This window comes from Streptomyces sp. NPDC042102 (assembly GCF_055582305.1).
In genome coordinates, this window is the sequence record NZ_JBVJDL010000003.1 from 1068357 (window position 1) to 1081851 (window position 13495).

Below are 13495 nucleotides of genomic sequence, written 5' to 3' on the forward strand. Positions count from 1 at the left end.
CCATGAGCAACATCATCAAGCTCACCGCCGCCGAGATCGCCGAGAAGATCGCCTCCGGCGAGCTCACGGCCGTCGAGGTCACCGAGGCCCACCTGGCCCGCATCGAGGCCGTGGACGAGAAGGTCCACGCCTTCCTGCACGTGGACCGCGAGGGCGCGCTCGCCCAGGCGCGCGCCGTGGACGCCAAGCGCGCCGCCGGCGAGAAGCTCGGCCCGCTGGCCGGCGTACCGCTCGCGCTGAAGGACATCTTCACCACCAAGGGCATCCCCACCACCGTCGGATCGAAGATCCTCGAGGGCTGGATCCCGCCGTACGACGCCACCCTGACGCGCAAGCTCAAGGAGGCCGACGTCGTCATCCTCGGCAAGACCAACATGGACGAGTTCGCCATGGGGTCCTCCACCGAGAACAGCGCCTACGGCCCCACCGGCAACCCCTGGGACCTCACCCGGATCCCCGGCGGCTCCGGCGGCGGTTCCTCCGCGGCCCTCGCCGCGTACGAGGCCCCCCTCGCCATCGGCACGGACACCGGCGGTTCCATCCGCCAGCCCGCCGCCGTCACCGCGACCGTCGGCGTGAAGCCCACCTACGGCGGTGTCTCCCGCTACGGCATGGTGGCCTTCTCCTCCAGCCTCGACCAGGGCGGCCCGTGCGCCCGTACGGTCCTGGACGCGGCCCTGCTGCACGAGGTCATCGGCGGCCACGACCCGCTGGACTCCACCTCCATCGACGCCCCGGTCCCGCCGGTCGTCGAGGCCGCCCGCAACGGCTCGGTCGCCGGCATGCGCGTCGGTGTGGTCAAGCAGTTCCGCGGTGAGGGCTACCAGGCCGGCGTCGTGCAGCGCTTCGACGAGTCCGTCGAGCTCCTCAAGGAGCTGGGCGCCGAGATCGTCGAGCTGGACTGCCCGTCCTTCGACCTGGCGCTCGCCGCGTACTACCTGATCGCGCCGTCCGAGTGCTCCTCGAACCTGGCCCGGTTCGACGCCATGCGCTACGGCCTGCGCGTCGGCGACGACGGCACCAAGTCCGCCGAGGACGTCACCGCCCTGACCCGTGAGGCCGGCTTCGGCGACGAGGTCAAGCGCCGCATCATCCTCGGCACGTACGCGCTCAGCTCCGGCTACTACGACGCGTACTACGGCTCCGCCCAGAAGGTCCGCACGCTCATCACGAAGGACTTCGAGAAGGCCTTCGAGCAGGTCGACGTCATCGTCTCCCCGACGACGCCCACCACCGCCTTCCCGATCGGCGAGCGCGCCGACGACCCGATGGCGATGTACCTCGCGGACCTGTGCACCATCCCGACCAACCTGGCCGGCAACTCCGCCATGTCGCTGCCCTGCGGCCTGGCCCCGGAGGACGGCCTGCCGGTCGGTCTGCAGATCATCGCCCCGGCGATGAAGGACGACCGCCTGTACAAGGTCGGTGCGGCCGTCGAGGCCGCCTTCGTCGCCCGCTGGGGTCACCCGCTGCTCGAGGAGGCACCGTCGCTGTGAGCGCACTGTCCAAGGCCAAGGGCTTCAAGAAGTCCAAGTCCGGTACCTACCTGTCGATCGGCACCACCGCGTTCGGTGCCATCAGCGTGATCAAGCAGGCCCGCAAGGCCCGCACGGAGCACGACACGCTGCAGCTGGTCGACGCCGTTGTGTCCGCCGCCGCCATCGTCACCGGCCTCGCGATCCTGTACCGCGAGCTGAAGCGCCTGGGCGACGACGACGTCCTGCTGGGCTGAGAGGGAAAGTTTCACCGTGACCGTCACTGAACTCCTGTCGTACGACGCGGCTCTCGCGACGTACGACCCCGTCATGGGCCTCGAGGTCCATGTCGAGCTCGGTACCCGGACCAAGATGTTCTGCGGCTGCTCCACCGAGCTGGGCGCCGAGCCCAACTCGCAGACCTGCCCCACCTGTCTCGGTCTGCCCGGCTCGCTCCCGGTCGTCAACGCGATCGGCGTCGAGTCGGCCATCAAGATCGGTCTCGCGCTGAACTGCGAGATCGCCGAGTGGTGCCGCTTCGCCCGGAAGAACTACTTCTATCCGGACATGCCGAAGAACTTCCAGACCTCCCAGTACGACGAGCCGATCGCCTTCAACGGCTACCTGGACGTCCAACTGGAGGACGGCGAGGTCTTCCGCGTCGAGATCGAGCGCGCCCACATGGAGGAGGACACCGGCAAGTCGACCCACGTCGGCGGCGCCACCGGCCGTATCCACGGCGCGTCCCACTCCCTGCTGGACTACAACCGCGCCGGCATCCCGCTCATCGAGATCGTCACCAAGCCGATCGAGGGCGCGGGCGAGCGGGCCCCCGAGGTCGCCAAGGCGTACGTCGCCGAGCTGCGCGAGGTCATCAGGGCCCTCGGTGTGTCCGAGGCCCGGATGGACAAGGGCCAGATGCGCTGCGACGTGAACCTGTCGCTGCGCCCGCACGGCACGAAGACGTTCGGCACCCGCAGCGAGACCAAGAACGTCAACTCGCTGCGTTCGGTCGAGCGTGCCGCCCGCTTCGAGATCCAGCGCCACGCGGCCGTCCTGCAGTCCGGCGGCACGATCGTGCAGGAGACCCGTCACTTCCACGAGGACGACGGCTCCACCACCTCCGGCCGCATCAAGGACAACGCCGAGGACTACCGGTACTTCCCGGAGCCCGACCTGGTCCCCGTCGCCCCCGCGCGCGCGTGGGTCGAGGAGCTGCGCGCCGCCCTGCCCGAGATGCCGCGCGTGCGCCGCAACCGCCTCCGCGAGGAGTGGGGCGTCGGCGAGCACGACATGCAGTCGATCCTCAACGCGGGCGCCGTCGACCTCATCGTCGCCACGATCGAGGAGGGCGCCGACACGGCGGCCGCCCGCAAGTGGTGGATGGGCGAGCTGGCGCGCAGCGCCAACGAGCAGGGCAAGGGCCTGGACGAGCTGGGCATCACCCCGGCGCAGGTCGCCCGGGTCGCGGCCCTGGTCGCGGAGGGCTCGCTCAACGACAAGCTGGCGCGCCAGGTCCTGGAGGGCGTCCTCGCGGGCGAGGGCACCCCGGACGAGGTCGTCGACAAGCGCGGTCTGAAGGTCGTCTCGGACGAGGGCGCGCTGGGCGCGGCCGTGGACGAGGCCATCGCGGGCAACGCCGCCATCGCGGACAAGATCCGCGGCGGCAAGGTGGCCGCGGTCGGCGCGCTGGTCGGCGCGGTCATGAAGACCACGCGCGGCCAGGCCGACGCGGCCCGCGTCAAGGAGCTCATCCTGGAGAAGCTGGGCGTCTCGGAGTAACGCCGGCGGCTCCTGCTCGCGGCCCCGCACCGCCCGACGGGTGGTGCGGGGCCGCTGTGCTGCCCGGGAACCCGGAACCGGCCTGAATGCACGTGACGTGTGGCCGGAAAGAGCCCACGAGGCTCTATAGTTAGGCAAGCCATACCTAAGTTGAGGAGTGCAGAAGCGTATGAGACCCGACTCCACCGACCTCGTTTCCCCGCGGGCGGACGTGTTCACCGAGACCGTCGAAGGTTTCGGCACCCTCCGCTTCACCCCCGTCGACCCCGCCACGGACTCCGCCGTGCTGCACGCCTGGGTCGTCGAGGAGCGGGCGGAGTTCTGGGGCATGAACGGCGCCAGCCGTGAACTGGTCCAGGAGATCTACGAGGACGTGGACCGCCGCGACACCCACCACGCCTTCATGGTGCGGCTCGACGGCGAGCCGGTGGCGCTCTTCCAGACGTACCAGCCGGCCGAGGACCGCGTCAGCGAGTGCTACGAGGTCCGGGAGGGCGACATCGGTGTCCACCTGATGCTGGCCCCGATCGCCGGGCGGCCGCGTCCGGGGTTCAGCCGCACCCTGACCGGGTCCCTGATCCGCTTCACCTTCCGCGACCCGGCCGTCCTGCGCGCCGTCGGTGAGCCCGACGCCCGCAACGACAAGGCCCTCGCGCTGCTGAACCGCCTCGGCTTCGTCGCGCACGGGGAGATCGCCCTGCCCGAGATCGACCTGCCGGAGGTGTACCTGCCCGAGAAGCGGGCGGTGCTCGCCTTCCTCGACCGCCCCGCCGTCCTCCCGGCCCCGCGGCACCTGCACGCCGTCTGACGGCGCCCCGCGCCCGTACGCACGACACGGGCGCACCCGCGACGGCCCCGTCCCGCCGGAACCCTCCGGCCGGACGGGGCAGCCGTGTTCAGCGGCTTCCGGCCGCGGCCCCCGGGGCGTCGAGGAAGGCCAGGCGGGCGCGCTTGGCCGGCAGCTGGACCTCGGGCAGGTCGATCTCGGGGAGGACGACCTCCGGGCCGAGGACGAAGCCGGAGCGCTCCAGCCGGGCGATGGCCTTGGCGTTGGCGGCGTCCGGTTCGGCGACCACCCGGCGGGTGCCCGGCAGGGAGAAGACGTAGCCGATGAACACCTCCATCAGCGCGCCGCTGAAGCCGGGCCGCGGCTCCCCCTCGCAGGGCGCGATGAACAGATGGGCGCCGATGTCGCCGGGGCGGACCTCGTAGACCTCGCAGACCCGGTCCTCGGCGCAGTCGTACGTCTGGAAGAGCGCGGCCGGTTCGCCGTCGAGCCGTACCAGGTAGGCGTGGTGGGTGGTGCGCCGGTCGACGTCCTCGTAGATCTCGCGCACGAGTTCCCGGCTCGCGCCGTTCATCCCCCAGAAGCGGGCCCGCTCCTGGCTGACCCAGCCGTGCAGCAGGGGCGCGTCGACCGCCGGGTCGAGGGGGGTGAGGGTGACGGTGCCGAAGCCGTCGACGTGCTGGCTGTGGACCGGCGTCCTGGCGGACACGGGGGCGGTCATATCGACTCCTTGGTGAGCTCGGTCCAGTCGGTGACCACGGGGACGAGGTCGCCCCGCGTCCAGAGCGGGAGCTGATCGTGGTGGTGCGGGGTGCCGGTGACGCCGTCCGCGCCGAGCGGGACCACCCACAGGCTGTCCTCGCGGCGGGCCAGGTCCCAGACGTACCGGGCGGCCGAGCCGCGGGCGCAGAGGTCGGTGACCCCGGGCACGGAGGAGGAGGCGTTCACGCAGTCGTGGTCGCCCGCCAGCCCCGGCCAGGTGGCGTCGGGGTCGGGGACCGCCTGCCAGGGGGCCAGCCGGTGGAGCTCCGCCCACGGGGTGTCGTGCGCGTCCCCGGCGACGTCCTCCAGAGCCGCCCGCAGATGGGCCGCGCGGTCCAGGCCGGGTAGCAGCGCGGTGGTGAGCAGGCCCTCGATGGCGTAGCCGACGCGCGGCAGCAGGTAGAGCCAGGGGTGGAACACCTCGGGGCCGGTGGGCGCGTCGCCGAGCGCCGCGAAGGCCGGGTCGGCGGCCAGGCGGCGGGCGAGCGCGGTGCGCAGGGCGGCGAACGCGGCGGCGTCGGTGCTGTCGGCGTCCATGCGGCGGTCCCAGGCCAGCAGCCGGGTGCGCAGCGCGGAGGCGGCGGGGGAGAGGCCGTCGAGGGTGGCCAGGAGGGCCAGGACCGGCTCGGCGGAGGCCAGATGGGTGTCGGTGTGGACCTCCGCCATCCGCTGGGGCGTCCAGTCCGCGGAGCCGCTGAGCAGCGCGCGGATCCGGTTGGCGCGGTGCGGGGGCGCGAACTCCACGCCCAGCGGGGAGGCGATGCCGCGGGCGTTGGCCATGACGGCGAAGCCCTGTACCGGCTCCGTGGGGGTCGGCGCCCAGCCCTGCCAGGCGTACCGCTCCTCCCAGGCGGGCACCGGGCGCAGCCGGTTGGTGCGGTCGCGTTCGGGGACGGCGCCCGCGACCCGGTGCAGGAGGCCGCCCTCGGTGTCGGCGGCGTGGACGACGTTGACCGGCTCGGCCCAGCCGTCGACGGCCCGGTCGACGTCGGCGACGGTACGGGCGCGCAGCAGGGCGGGCAGGACGGCGAAACCGAGCTCGGAGCGGACCCGGGGCGGGTAGCGGAGGCTGATGGTCCGCTCAGGGGTGTCGATGATGACCGGGCCGCGGTCGGTCTCCAGGACCTCGACGGTGACGTCGTCGGCGCCGGCGACCGCGATGGTCTCGGTGTGGCGGCGGACCGGGTGCCAGTGGCCGTCGGGACCGAGGGCGGTGGTCCCGCCCGTCCCGTCCGTCCCGTCCGTGGCCTCGTCCCGGCGGATCCGCTCGACGTACAGGTCCTGGTAGTCGGCCATCGCGTTGGTGATCGCCCAGGCGGCGGTGCCGGTGTGGCCGAAGTGCGCCAGGCCCGGGACGCCGGGGACGGCGAGGCCGACGACGTCGTACTCGGGGCAGGCCAGCCGGATCTGCTGGTACACGCCCGGGTCCTCGATGAACCGGTGCGGGTCGCCCGCGATGATCGCCGAACCGGTGGCCGTCCGGTCGCCGGGGACCAGCCAGCCGTTGCTGCCGGAGGTGCCCGGGCCGTCGGTGGCGAAGAGGGTGATGGCCTCGTCGCCGAGGGCGTCGGCGACCCGGTCGCGCCACAGCTTCGTCGGGAAGCCGGCGAAGAGGATGTGGGTCGAGAGCCAGATGCCCAGCGGCACCCACGGCTCCCAGGGGGTGGGCACGAGCCCCGCGGCGGCGAAGCGCGCGTCACGCGCGGCGCCGGCGGTGAGCCCGTCGTTGACCCCGTCGACGTACGCCCGCACCCAGGCCGCGGTGTCGGCGTCGAGCGCCTCGAAGCAGCGGCGGGCGGTGTCGTCGAGGCGTACCTGGCGGGCGAAGCGGTCCCATGCCACGGCGTCGGGGCCGAGGAAGGCGGCGGTGGAGCCCTGCGAGCGGTGCCGCTCCACCTCCAACTGCCAGGCCCGGTCCCGGGCGGTGGTCCGGCCCTGGGCGTACGAGAGCGGCAGGTGGCCGGATGCGCGAAGATGGGGGACGCCCCAGGCGTCCCGGTAGACCTCGTGCTCCGCGGTACGCGCATCGTTGACTGTGCTGGTCACACTGCTCCCCAGGTGCATTAGGTTAGGCTGGCCTAACTATAGAGGTTGATGGGAAAGGGGTGGACATGGCCGCGGTCAAGGGCTGGGAGGGCGTGGTCCTCAAACTGCTGCGGGGCAAGGACTTCACGTTCACGGTGACGGGCGCGGAGGACGTGACGGAGAACTACCGTCGCGTGCACCTGGAGGACGGTGGTCTGCTGGCGGCGGCGGGGGACTCGCTGCACCCGACGATGTGGGTGCGCCTGTGGTTCGAGGACGACGGCAAGCCGCACCAGCGCGCCTACACCCTCGTCGACCCGGACCCGGCCGCCGGCACCTTCTCCCTGGAGTTCGCGCTGCACGACGGGGTCGCGAGCAACTGGGCGCGGGGCGCCGAGGTGGGCGACACGATCGAGGCCACCGTCCAGGGGACGGGCTTCACGGCGCCCGCGCCGACGCCCGAGCGGCTGCTGGTGATCGGTGACCCGGCGTCGCTGCCGGCCATCAACTCGCTGCTGGACGCCTACCCCGAGACCCCGGCGACGATCTGGTTCGAGACCCAGCACGACTCGGACGCCGACCTTCCGCTGCGCAGCGACGGCGCGCGCCACGACATCCGCCGCGTCGGCCGCACCGGCGGCGGCGCGGCCCTGGTCGAGGAGGTCAAGGCCCAGCTGCCGGCCCTGGTCACGGACCCGGCGTCGGCGTACGTCTGGCTGGCCTGCGACGCGGCGACGACGCGCACGCTGACGTCGTACCTGCGCAAGGACCTGGCCCTGCCCAAGCAGCGGGTGAACGCGCTGGGGTACTGGCGCGCGGCCTAGACCCCGGGGATGTTCCGGTGGGGCCGCCCCGTCCCGGGGGCGGCCCCACCGGAACACCTCCTCAGGCACCCACCACGCCGTCGATGCCCTCGCGCAGGAAGTCGGCGTGGCCGTTGTGGCGGGCGTACTCGTGGATCAGGTGCAGCATCACCAGGCGCAGCGAGACGTCCGCCTCCCACTTCGGGACGTACGCCGTCACCTCCAGCGACGGCGCCGCCTCCTCGATGCGGCGGGCGTGGGCGACCTCCGCCTCCCAGGCCGGGAAGGCCTGCGCGCGGGTCGATTCCGAAGCGTCGTACGCCGCCTGGAAGTCGTGGGTGTCGGACCAGACGTGCGGCAGGTCCACCTCGCCGCCGATGACCCGGCGGAACCACTGGCGTTCGACCTCGGCCATGTGCCGGACCAGGCCCAGCAGGGACAGCGTCGACGGCGGCATCGATCGTCGCCGCAGCTGTTCGTCCGTCAGTCCCTCGCACTTCATGGCGAGCGTGGCGCGGTGGTAGTCGAGGAACCCGCGCAGGGTCGCTCGCTCGTCGCCGGTCAGCGGTGGTCCGATGCGTTCGTCCATGCGCCGATCCTGCCTCACCCGACCCGGCTGACCCAGACCGGGAAGGGTCCGCGGCGGCGGCGCGGCCCGCGGCCGTCGCCGTCCCCCGCCCCGCCCGCGCCCGCGGCCTTGTCCGCGTCCCTGTCCTCGGCTGCCCTGCCCTCGGCCCCGCCCCCGAGGAACGCTTCGACGATGGGCCCGAGATCGTCCGTGGCCGTGTACGGGGCGCTGAACGGCAGCGCCTCCGCGCCGACCGAGCGGGTCGAGCAGCGCAGCTGGCCGGCCTGTTCGTCGTGCCACACGTAGAACGTCGCGGGCCCCCGGAAGCCCTGCTCCCGCACCCGGGCCCGCACCGCCCCCGCCGTGCGCTCGAAGGCGGTCACCACCTCGCGGACGGACCGGGACCCCCGGTCCGCCAGGTCCGCGCTCAGCCACCAGGTGTTGGCGGCCTCGGCCAACCGGTCGGCGGGATCCAGTACGACCGGCGCGTCCCCGATCTCCGCTATCCAGGCCAGCAGCACCCTCCGTATCCCCTTACCGGCCCGCGGACCACACGTACGGCGTCGTGACGCCCAGGACCTCGAAGCCCAGCCGCTCCAGGATCGGCCGGCTGTTGTCGGAGGCGTCCACCTGCAGGTACGGGATGCCCCGGGCGGCCGCCTCGCGCGCCCGGTGCGAGATCAGCGACCGGTAGATGCCCCGGCCCCGCCACTCCCGGACGGTGCCACCGCCCCACAGGCCCGCGAACGAGCTGCCCGCGCGCATCTCCATCCGGGCCGCGCTCACCGGGCGGTCGCCCGCCATCGCCACGACGGCCGTGATCGTCTCGGGGGCCTCGGTCAGACGGGTCAGCAGCTGGGCCCGGATACGCGGCCGCGTCACCTCGAACGCCTGGCGGTGGACCTCCATCATCAGGTCCACGCCCGCCTCGTCCGTGACCGGAACCAGCGTGATCCCCTCCGGTACGACCGGCTCCGCCGCCACCTCCGCCACCCGCGCCACCATCAGGGTCTCCGGCGGCTCCGGGACGAACCCGGCCGCCGTCAGCCGGGCGGCGAGGTCCGCCGGGCCGTCGTGGTCGTACAGCTTCCACTCGAAGTCCTCGGCCCCCGCCCCCGCGAAGTGCGCCACCTGCGCCGCGATCTCGGCGTCCGCCGTGTCCGCCGTCAGCCGCGACCAGAGCACGCCGTTCCAGCCGTCGGCGAGCGCGGTCTGCCGTACGACGTCCCCCACCCGTTCGACCAGGGCCCCCGGCGCGTCCGCGACGGCTCCTCGGCGCTCCTGGGCGTCGTACACGTCCCGTACGTTCACTGCATCTGTCATTGCCGCAGCTCAGCAGGCGTCGTGCGGCGCCGCAACTGCATTAATCTGCCGCCGTATGAACGAGAACGCGACCACCGGCGCCTCCCCCGGCGCGAGCGACGGCGTGTACGTCGGCAAGGCCGGTCCCGAGGCCGCCGTCGACCGCGGCTGGCTGCTCGGCCACTTCAAGGAGCCGGACGATCCCCGGCACAGCAAGGACGTCGAGATCAAGTGGGGCGTCCACCCCAAGGGGGAGCGGCGCGCGCAGTGGGTGCGCGGCGAGGACCGCACCGCGCTGCTGGTGCTGATCAGCGGCCGCTTCCGGATGGAGTTCCCGGGCCGCGACGTCGTCCTCGCCGAGCAGGGCGACTACGTGATCTGGGGACGCGGAGTGGACCATTCCTGGGAGGCGGAGGAGGAGGCCGTGGTCCTCACGGTCCGCTGGCCCTCCGTCCCCGGCTACCGCGTCGACCACCTGTGACGGCGCCGCCGGGGTGACGTCGGTCGGGGCCGAAGGTCCTCACGCGGCCCGATGGCCTGTGACGGTGCCCACGAAACGGGCCAACGATCACGAAACGCTGCAAAGGTGGCCCTGTGGACCGTCCCGGGGCGACCCCCCTCAGGCGCCGGTCAAGCGTTCATGCGTTCTTTGCGTCGGGCCGTATCCCGGTGAAGATCCGAACCACCAGGGAGCTCGTCCGTTGGCAGCAATCGCACGGTGGTGCCTGCGGCACCGTCTCGTCGCCGTCCTGATCTGGCTGCTCGCCCTCGGCGCGACCGCCGCCGCGGCCGCCACGGCCGGCACCGCGTTCTCCAACGACTACGAGGTCCCCGGCACCGAGTCCGGCCGGGCGCACGCGCTCCTGCGCGAGGGCTTCCCCGGGCAGGGCGGCGACAGCGGCACCGTCGTGTGGCGCACCCCCGCCCACGAGAGCGCCCGCACCCCCGCGGTGGAGCAGCGCATGAGCCGGGCCCTGGACACCATCGCCGGACTTCCCGGCGTCGCCTCGGTCGTCAGCCCCTACGGCCCCGAGGGCGCCGACCGGATCAGCGGCGACGGACGCACCGCGTACGCCGTCGTCACCTTCGACCGGCCGGCCGACGCCGTGCCCAGGGCGCAGGCCCGGGCGGTCGTCGACGCCGCCAAGAACGCCGGCACCGAGCAGGGCGGCCTCCAGGTCGAACTCGGCGGGCGCGCCATCGGCCTCACCGAGGCGCCCGGCGCCCACCTCGCCGAGGCCATCGGCGTGGTCGTGGCCGCCGTCGTCCTCTTCCTCGCCTTCGGCTCGCTCGCCGCGAGCCTGCTGCCGATCGCCACCGCCCTGGTCAGCGTGGGCACCGCGTACGCCGGCATCACGCTGCTCGGCCACGCCATGCCGGTCGCCGACTTCGCGCCCATGCTCGGCACGCTCATCGGCCTCGGCGTGGGCATCGACTACGCGCTGTTCATCGTCACCCGGCACCGCACCGGCCTCACACAGGGCCTGACGGTCGAGGACGCCGCCCGGAACGCCGTCGCCACCACCGGCCGCGCCGTCGTCTTCGCCGGCGCGACGGTCTGCATCGCCCTGCTCGGCATGCTGGTGCTGCGGCTGGACTTCCTGGACGGCGTGGCGCTGGCCGCCTGCCTCACCGTGGTCCTCACGGTCGCCGCCTCGGTGACCCTGCTCCCCGCCCTCCTGTCCTTCATCGGCATGCGCGCCCTCTCCCGCCGCGAACGCCGCAGGCTCGCCGAGGAGGGCCCGCTGCCCGAGCGGCCCACCGGGTTCGCCGCCCGCTGGTCCGCCTTCGTCGAACGCCACCCCAAGCTGCTCGGCCTCCTCGCCACCCTCGTCATGGTGCTCCTCGCCCTGCCCACCCTCTCCCTCCACCTGGGCACCTCCGACCAGGGCAACAACCCCGCGCACTCCACCACGCGCAAGGCCTACGACCTGCTGGCCGCCGACACCTCCCGGGACGGCGGCTCCGGCGCGGGCTTCGGGCCCGGCACCAACGGCCCGCTCACGCTCGTCGCCCGCCTCCAGGACCCGGGCGACCGGGTCGCCCTGGACCGGCTCGGCGAGCGCCTGCGCAGCACCGCCGGGGTCGCCGGCGCCGGCCCCGCGACCGTCAACCGCGGCGGCGACACCGCCGTCCTGACCGTGGTCCCCGCATCCTCCCCGCAGTCCCGGGCCACCAGCGAACTCGTCGACCGGCTGCGCCACGACGTCATCCCGCGCGCCGAGCAGGGCAGCACGATGCGGGTCCACGTCGGCGGGGCGACCGCCGGCTACGACGACTTCGCCGAGGTGATCATCGGCAAGCTGCCGCTCTTCGTCGGCGTCGTCGTCACCCTCGGCTGCGTGCTCCTGCTGCTCGCCTTCCGCTCGCTGGGCATCCCGGTCAAGGCGGCCGTCATGAACGTCGCCGCCGTCGCCGCCTCCTTCGGTGTCGTCGTCGCGATCTTCCAGTGGGGCTGGGGGGCCGAGCCGCTGGGCCTGGGCAGCGCGGGCCCGATCGAACCCTTCCTCCCGGTGATCATGGTGTCCGTGCTCTTCGGACTGTCCATGGACTACCAGGTCTTCCTGGTCAGCCGGATGTACGAGGAGTGGCTGGAGACCGGCGACAACCGGCGGGCCGTACGCGTCGGCCTCGCCGAGACCAGCCGCGTGATCAACTCGGCCGCCGTCATCATGATCTCCGTCTTCCTCGCCTTCGTGCTCAGCGGCGACCGGATCATCGCGATGTTCGGCATCGCGCTCGCCGTCGCCGTCGCCCTCGACGCCTTCGTCCTGCGCACCCTCCTCGTCCCGGCCCTCATGCACATGCTGGGCGGCGCCAACTGGTGGCTGCCCGGCTGGCTCGACCGCCGGCTGCCCAGGATCAGCATCGAGCCGCCCGGCCGCGACGCCCACACGGCGCTGCCCGCACCGCGGCCGGCCGCCCACGACACCGAACCGGCCGCCCTCTCCCGCTAGCGCTTCCCCCGCGGGGCCGGCCGTACGGCTCGGCGGCCCGGTCTCTCAGAAAGCTCTCATGCGGGCCGCCTACCGTGCCCCGCATGAACCTCACGAAGACCGACAACCCCGCCGACCAGCCGGCCGACGAGGAGTCCCGCACCGAGCCGGCGACGGACGCCGAGGCCGCCGCCCCGGCCGGGTCCGAGAAGCCGGCCGGCGAGGACGGCCAGGACACCAGGGCCGAACTCGACGACGCGGACGAGCTGGACGAACTCGACGAGACCGTCGAGCAGAGCCCCACCGGAGTCGGCGCCGCCGCCTGCGCCGTCTTCGCGGCCGGCCTCGGTCTCCTCGCCCTCAGCGGCAGCTGGGTCTCCCGGGTCCTCGCCGAGCGCCAGACCCTCGTCGGACAGATCCACGCGTCGGAGGCCGCCAGCACCGAGGCCAAGATCGAGGCGCTGTACGGAGACGCCTGGCACCTCACCGCCCTGGTCAACGGTGTCGTCTCCGCGCTCGCCCTGCTGCTCGCCGTCTTCGTGCTGCTGAGCCCCGCCTTCGGCGCCCCCGGCCGGGTCCACCCCACCTGGGTCAAGGCCGTCGCCTGGGCCGGCATCGGCTTCGGTGTCCTCGGCCTGGTGGTCTTCGGTGTCATCTACGCCCTCCCCCTGCCGAGCGCTCCCTAGAACCCTGAGGACCCCTTAGGTTCCCAGGCCCTCCGCCCCGGCCGCCTTAGTCCGCAATGGGGACACCTGCCACCGGACTAAGGCCCCCTGCCCCGCCGGGATGCGGCATGAGCCCGATGTGCCGGCACCCTCTGGGACGCGAATCTTGGATCACACCGAACGAGGTGCCCGAGAGAACCGACCAGGGAGAACGACATGTTCGAGCACGAGATCGCCTCCAGCCGCCGCGCCGACCTGCTCCGCGAGGCCGCCGAATACCGTCTGGTCCGCCAGGCCAAGCGGGCCCGCCGCTCCCGCGGCAACGAGAGCGAGGGGCGGGTGAGGCGGAGCCGGAGCCGCTTCCTCCCCACCGCGTGAGGACGGCCGTGT

General features: G+C 73.1%; 14 protein-coding genes. 9 read left to right on the forward strand and 5 right to left on the reverse strand.

Annotated features, from left to right (window positions below; all coding sequences use genetic code 11):
* Window positions 1-2 precede the first annotated feature (2 nt).
* The 4 genes from gatA (at window position 3) to ACZ6KO_RS18165 (ending at window position 4065) form a co-directional block, all read left to right on the forward strand.
* Window positions 3-1496 carry an Asp-tRNA(Asn)/Glu-tRNA(Gln) amidotransferase subunit GatA gene (gene gatA / locus ACZ6KO_RS18150; RefSeq protein ID WP_469304924.1) on the forward strand — a complete coding sequence of 498 codons (1494 nt, stop codon included), beginning with the start codon at window positions 3-5 and terminating at the stop codon, window positions 1494-1496.
* Entirely contained in the window at window positions 1493-1732 is a 240-nt protein-coding gene (locus ACZ6KO_RS18155) for a hypothetical protein (RefSeq protein ID WP_401452720.1), read from the forward strand. Before gatA ends, ACZ6KO_RS18155 begins: the two co-directional genes overlap by 4 nt.
* A 16-nt stretch (window positions 1733-1748) precedes the next feature.
* Window positions 1749-3257 carry an Asp-tRNA(Asn)/Glu-tRNA(Gln) amidotransferase subunit GatB gene (gene gatB / locus ACZ6KO_RS18160; RefSeq protein WP_469304925.1) on the forward strand — a complete coding sequence of 503 codons (1509 nt, stop codon included), beginning with the start codon at window positions 1749-1751 and terminating at the stop codon, window positions 3255-3257.
* 169 nt (window positions 3258-3426) lie between these two features.
* Complete coding sequence (locus ACZ6KO_RS18165; protein WP_469304926.1) at window positions 3427-4065, forward strand: GNAT family N-acetyltransferase; 639 nt, start codon at window positions 3427-3429, stop codon at window positions 4063-4065.
* A gap of 88 nt (window positions 4066-4153) precedes the next feature.
* Here ACZ6KO_RS18165 and ACZ6KO_RS18170 read toward each other — a convergent pair whose 3' ends face one another.
* Together ACZ6KO_RS18170 and ACZ6KO_RS18175 are read right to left on the reverse strand one after the other, a co-directional pair.
* Entirely contained in the window at window positions 4154-4765 is a 612-nt protein-coding gene (locus ACZ6KO_RS18170) for a GNAT family N-acetyltransferase (protein ID WP_469304927.1), read from the reverse strand.
* Window positions 4762-6852, reverse strand: a complete 2091-nt coding sequence (locus ACZ6KO_RS18175; RefSeq protein WP_469304928.1) for a penicillin acylase family protein — start codon at window positions 6850-6852, stop codon at window positions 4762-4764. The genes ACZ6KO_RS18170 and ACZ6KO_RS18175 overlap by 4 nt, the downstream gene beginning before the upstream one ends.
* Before the next feature lie 65 nt (window positions 6853-6917).
* On the opposite strand from ACZ6KO_RS18175, the gene ACZ6KO_RS18180 reads away from it, so the two are divergent.
* Window positions 6918-7655, forward strand: coding sequence for a siderophore-interacting protein (locus tag ACZ6KO_RS18180; protein ID WP_469304929.1), 738 nt, complete (start codon window positions 6918-6920; stop codon window positions 7653-7655).
* A gap of 61 nt (window positions 7656-7716) precedes the next feature.
* Here the strand turns inward: ACZ6KO_RS18180 and ACZ6KO_RS18185 are convergent, their stop codons facing one another.
* The 3 genes from ACZ6KO_RS18185 to ACZ6KO_RS18195 are packed head-to-tail and all read right to left on the reverse strand — an operon-like array spanning window position 7717 to window position 9525.
* Window positions 7717-8223 carry a DinB family protein gene (locus ACZ6KO_RS18185; protein ID WP_469304930.1) on the reverse strand — a complete coding sequence of 169 codons (507 nt, stop codon included), beginning with the start codon at window positions 8221-8223 and terminating at the stop codon, window positions 7717-7719.
* Window positions 8224-8237: 14 nt separating this feature from the next.
* The gene (locus ACZ6KO_RS18190; RefSeq protein ID WP_469304931.1) at window positions 8238-8723 is read right to left on the reverse strand and encodes a hypothetical protein; all 486 of its coding nucleotides are present in this window, start codon (window positions 8721-8723) and stop codon (window positions 8238-8240) included.
* Between the two features lie 13 nt (window positions 8724-8736).
* Window positions 8737-9525 carry a GNAT family N-acetyltransferase gene (locus ACZ6KO_RS18195; protein ID WP_469304932.1) on the reverse strand — a complete coding sequence of 263 codons (789 nt, stop codon included), beginning with the start codon at window positions 9523-9525 and terminating at the stop codon, window positions 8737-8739.
* A gap of 55 nt (window positions 9526-9580) precedes the next feature.
* On the opposite strand from ACZ6KO_RS18195, the gene ACZ6KO_RS18200 reads away from it, so the two are divergent.
* The 4 genes from ACZ6KO_RS18200 (at window position 9581) to ACZ6KO_RS18215 (ending at window position 13483) form a co-directional block, all read left to right on the forward strand.
* On the forward strand, window positions 9581-9985 hold the full coding sequence (locus ACZ6KO_RS18200; RefSeq protein WP_469304933.1) for a cupin domain-containing protein: 405 nt from the start codon (window positions 9581-9583) through the stop codon (window positions 9983-9985).
* A 220-nt stretch (window positions 9986-10205) separates the two neighbouring features.
* Entirely contained in the window at window positions 10206-12461 is a 2256-nt protein-coding gene (locus ACZ6KO_RS18205; RefSeq protein ID WP_469304934.1) for an MMPL family transporter, read from the forward strand.
* An 83-nt stretch (window positions 12462-12544) separates the two neighbouring features.
* A complete protein-coding gene (locus ACZ6KO_RS18210) occupies window positions 12545-13126 on the forward strand; it encodes a hypothetical protein (RefSeq protein ID WP_469304935.1) in 582 nt (193 codons plus the stop codon).
* Window positions 13127-13321: 195 nt separating this feature from the next.
* Window positions 13322-13483, forward strand: coding sequence for a hypothetical protein (locus tag ACZ6KO_RS18215; RefSeq protein WP_401452744.1), 162 nt, complete (start codon window positions 13322-13324; stop codon window positions 13481-13483).
* Window positions 13484-13495 lie beyond the last annotated feature (12 nt).

Coding starts and splice junctions, on each gene's coding strand:
- gatA (WP_469304924.1), top strand. CDS start 3: ATGAGCAACATCATCAAGCTCACCGCCGCCGAGATCGCCGAGAAGATC.
- ACZ6KO_RS18165 (WP_469304926.1), top strand. CDS start 3,427: ATGAGACCCGACTCCACCGACCTCGTTTCCCCGCGGGCGGACGTGTTC.
- ACZ6KO_RS18170 (WP_469304927.1), bottom strand. CDS start 4,765: ATGACCGCCCCCGTGTCCGCCAGGACGCCGGTCCACAGCCAGCACGTC.
- ACZ6KO_RS18180 (WP_469304929.1), top strand. CDS start 6,918: ATGGCCGCGGTCAAGGGCTGGGAGGGCGTGGTCCTCAAACTGCTGCGG.
- ACZ6KO_RS18185 (WP_469304930.1), bottom strand. CDS start 8,223: ATGGACGAACGCATCGGACCACCGCTGACCGGCGACGAGCGAGCGACC.
- ACZ6KO_RS18195 (WP_469304932.1), bottom strand. CDS start 9,525: ATGACAGATGCAGTGAACGTACGGGACGTGTACGACGCCCAGGAGCGC.
- ACZ6KO_RS18200 (WP_469304933.1), top strand. CDS start 9,581: ATGAACGAGAACGCGACCACCGGCGCCTCCCCCGGCGCGAGCGACGGC.
- ACZ6KO_RS18210 (WP_469304935.1), top strand. CDS start 12,545: ATGAACCTCACGAAGACCGACAACCCCGCCGACCAGCCGGCCGACGAG.
- ACZ6KO_RS18215 (WP_401452744.1), top strand. CDS start 13,322: ATGTTCGAGCACGAGATCGCCTCCAGCCGCCGCGCCGACCTGCTCCGC.